At 45.3% G+C, this 3,666-nt stretch carries 3 protein-coding genes, 1 tRNA gene and 2 pseudogenes; all 6 read right to left on the bottom strand.

Features of this window, described 5'->3' with window-relative positions; all coding sequences use genetic code 11:
- Positions 1–77 precede the first annotated feature (77 nt).
- Positions 78–462, bottom strand: a pseudogene (locus QT990_RS35470) (transposase); the annotation flags it as partial.
- Positions 459–836 (bottom strand): annotated as a pseudogene (locus tag QT990_RS35465) (DUF6932 family protein); the annotation flags it as partial. The pseudogenes QT990_RS35465 and QT990_RS35470, both read right to left, overlap by 4 nt.
- A gap of 80 nt (positions 837–916) precedes the next feature.
- Positions 917–1,108 carry a hypothetical protein gene (locus QT990_RS35460; RefSeq protein WP_333148321.1) on the bottom strand — a complete coding sequence of 64 codons (192 nt, stop codon included), beginning with the start codon at positions 1,106–1,108 and terminating at the stop codon, positions 917–919.
- A 16-nt stretch (positions 1,109–1,124) separates the two neighbouring features.
- Positions 1,125–1,213, bottom strand: a tRNA-Ser gene (locus QT990_RS35455).
- A 153-nt stretch (positions 1,214–1,366) separates the two neighbouring features.
- Positions 1,367–2,494 (bottom strand): patatin-like phospholipase family protein, encoded by a 1,128-nt coding sequence (locus QT990_RS35450; RefSeq protein ID WP_333148323.1) that lies wholly within the window; start codon positions 2,492–2,494, stop codon positions 1,367–1,369.
- Between the two features lie 47 nt (positions 2,495–2,541).
- A partial coding sequence (locus QT990_RS35445) for a mechanosensitive ion channel family protein (protein ID WP_333148325.1) occupies positions 2,542–3,666 on the bottom strand: 1,125 nt, incomplete at its 5' end.

Genomic DNA, 3,666 nt, shown 5'->3' with positions numbered 1-3,666 from the left:
GACTAAGAAAAAATCCCTTTCCTCTTGGTGGCGTTTTGTCAAGTACAATTTATACAAAATTAGATGCGTTTACCCTGATAAAATATCCAAGTCTCCCAAACAAATTTGGAGCTGAATGCCGTTGAGAGAACCCGTCCACAAATAACTTAATCCCAAGAGTCTTTTGACGGTATTAAAAGCATCTTCAATCCTCCAGCGCCTACGATATAAATCTGCCACAACGTAGGGAGGTAATACATGAGGATCTAGTACGCTTGTTAAATAAGAATGCCAAATCTTACCTGAACGAACTTCAATCAGACGTAAGGTAATAAATGGAGTTTTTGCCGTTCCTGACCCGAGTTGCCACCCTTCGGGGTCTTTTTTCTTCAGTTCCTCATCTTGCTCTAACGCCCTAAGAGAATATTCAAATTTTCGGGCGCATTCTTGACTATATTCATACTCTTTTTCATTTTTAATCATGGGTTCCACCTTAATAAATCTATAGCAATAAGGCCCTTAGGATTTAACTGTCTGTCACGCTGAAAGAATTCTATAGAAGTTAAGCCGTAATCTCCTACAGGTTGATCTGAACGAAAAATTTCACCTTTATATTTGGATTTCTGTGCGCTACGATCCAAATGATTTAGTAATCTAGGGGCATTTTTTCGGAGATAATCGTAATCGACATCCTCGCTATCCCAACAAGCATCAAAATCTCCTGGGTCTGGCTTAATGGTAACAAAGCTGCCGTTGATATAAATTGTCCGGCAACCACCTGCTTTGAGTTGCTCCATTGCCATTCGCAGTCCGCGCATTAAACGCAACCTCAGCTCGTTGCTTCCAAATCGTTCTACAAATTCTTCCCATTAGCAAAAATGAACTCCTGGGGGTAAGTTGCCGTTTTCGCCGAATCCTGGAATCACTTACTCACACCTTAACACAGATGAAGATCCGGCTCTTGAGCGTACCATATTGCGATCGTTGTTGGGAAAATTGCGATCGCAGCGATAGCTTCATTGACGATCGCGGCCGACTGAGGTGGCGCTACCGATCGCCAAGAGAGAGCAAAAAATAAGCGCAAAACGCAACTTTTAAGGGTATTACGAATCCAAAACCCTTGATTCATAAAGCATTAAATAGAACGGAGAGGGAGGGATTTGAACCCTCGAAGGATGTTAACACCCTTAACAGATTAGCAATCTGCCGCTTTCGACCACTCAGCCACCTCTCCAAGATGACAGTAACTAACTATAGCACACACATCTTATTTTTGCCAACCCCTAATTTAAAAATCCCTCAATCCCTTAGTCTGTATACTTTCCGCCGCAGGCAAAAGGCAGATTTTACCCAATATCCGCCTCTGGCCCAACTCCAGACTCGAAACCTACTCCCCAAATCCCCTAGCCTTCAAGTGCTTTTCCCAACTAAAATTGGAACTCAAAAAGAACCTCTTAGTATACAAATATCCCAAGCGGTACAGGTGAGCCTTGCGATCGCCATCGAGATTAAAGTCCGTCGTCGTCACCCCAGCATCAGTCACATCAATATTAATCACCCTGCCCTTATCCATTTCTCGCTGGTGATAGCGGTCTCTTGCTTTCATCATCGTTCGGAACATCGCCGCCAGCATCGACAGCGGAGTATCAATCTTAGCTTTACTCTCAATTCCAGTATCGACCAATCGAAACCCAAAGGTAAACCAGCGCGGCATAGCAGGAGTCGCACCGACGGATTGTTTGTCATAAATCCACAGGGGGAAATTGCTCAAAATTCCGCCATCTACAATTAAGTCATCGCCGAGTTTTCCTGGTTCAAAAAATAGCGGAATACTCATCGACAACCGAACGGCTTCAGCCACGCTAAAATGTTCAGCACTTTTGAGTCGCAACTGCTCGTACAAAGGATCGGAATCCGTCGATTCGCGTCGGTGTAAGTCGTCGGGCAGCACCAACATTTCACCGCGACTGAGGTTGGATACTACTACTTTTAATTCCCGCTCTTTTACGATTTCTTTGACATCGGCAAAAGTGTGCAAGTTACCTCGACCGAGCATTGCTTCCAGCCACTGCCGGAACGGCTGCGCCGAATATTCTCCCATCTGACGGCTAACTGTGAGGAAAAGCAGCGTCCAAGCAGGAGATTGCAAGTCGTCTGCGGGGTCGCCGTTTAAAATTAGAGGACTGTTTTTTTGAGTTAAAAATATGCTGTAATCGAGCTGTCCTAAAATTTCCTCTAAATCATCTATTGACAAGTCGGTTGCCAATACTGCGGCAGTAATTGCGCCTGCAGAAGTGCCGGCCAATTTTCGCCACTGGATGCCCAAATCGCTACAGCACCTCAGTGCTCCTAAAAACGCAACTCCGCGCACGCCACCGCCTTCAAAAACCCCGTCGGCATAGATTTGACCGTTTTCGTCGGGAGGCGGAAATTTGCTGAGAATTGTTTGTTTTTCGGTGGCGGTGATTCTGACACCGGGTTCTTGCAAAATTTGCTGCGGATACCACTTGCTCATGGGAAATACCTCGGATCGATTTGGGATTTTAGATTTTAGATTGATATCTATTGTTCTTGATTTTTGTCGGCATCCATTGCCTCTTTGACGTATTGTTGAACTTGCGATCGCACTTGTTCGTAGGCCACCGACGCGCACCAAGGTCGGAGAGATAAAATAGTTGTATCTGGAGTAATCTCAGCTACCAAACAAGTCGGGGGCGGATTTTCCAACACCAGCGGGTGAGAGTGGGCAATTTCTAATAACTCAGCTACAGTTGGACGAATTGGTCGATCGCCAATATCAATCTTCAAGTCTACTCGCCTCGTTCCCATTGCCGTTGTATTTTTCAGTGTACCGTTAAACAACTGATTGTTCGGGACAATAATTTTTATGCGATCGTCTGTCACCACGGTTGTTGAAAAAATCCCGATGCTGTCCACCACTCCCTTAACATCGCCAGCTTCAATCCCATCCCCGACTTCAAAAGGCCGCAAACTAATCAACATTACCCCAGCAGCAAAGTGCGACAAAGTATTTTGCCACGCCAAACCTATCGCCAAACCCGCGGCACCCACCACCGCAACCACGCTGGTAGTTTGAATTCCCAACTGACTCAAAGCGGCGACTACTCCCACTACCAAAATCGTAATTTCAGCAGCTTGAACTAAGAATTTCCGCAGGGTGGCTTCGGTGCGACTCAGTGCTCGGCGAGTCACGCGGCCCGCAAAGCCGATCGCAAATCGCGTAATTAACAAAATGCCGATCGCCCACAGCAGTTGAGGTACAATTTTAAACCCCAATTCTACGAATTTTTTCGAGAATTCTTGGGCTACTTCCAAGGCTTGTGTTCTTTCTGCATTTAGCTGAGAATAGAAGGTTTGGGCTATTGGTAAAAACGTCTGAATAACTGTCATATCAATTGGGAATTGGGAATTGGGAATTGGGCATTGGGAATTGGGAATTGGGCATTGGGCATTGGTAAACGCGGTCTCAGTCTTATCGATCACTCCGAGAGTCCGACAGGGGTTAAAAACCCCTGTCTCATAGCTAAAGTCCTCTAAAAGAGGACTAAAATCAATAATTTCCTCGTTCAAACTCTTGAGTCGGTTTAAACTGATATCTTGCACCATTGTCAGCAACAGGCAAGATGCCTGTTCCACAAAATATAAATTTTCTTGTGGAACAGGCAT

The organism is Microcoleus sp. T3_B1, from assembly GCF_036700445.1.
GTDB lineage: Bacteria > Cyanobacteriota > Cyanobacteriia > Cyanobacteriales > Microcoleaceae > Microcoleus.
Note: the sequence above shows the minus strand (reverse complement) of the source record. Positions and strands in the feature narration are given on the sequence as shown.

Bases quoted from the DNA above. Each gene is read 5' to 3' on its own strand.
- QT990_RS35460 (WP_333148321.1), bottom strand. From the start codon at position 1,108: ATGAATCAAGGGTTTTGGATTCGTAATACCCTTAAAAGTTGCGTTTTG.
- QT990_RS35450 (WP_333148323.1), bottom strand. From the start codon at position 2,494: ATGAGCAAGTGGTATCCGCAGCAAATTTTGCAAGAACCCGGTGTCAGA.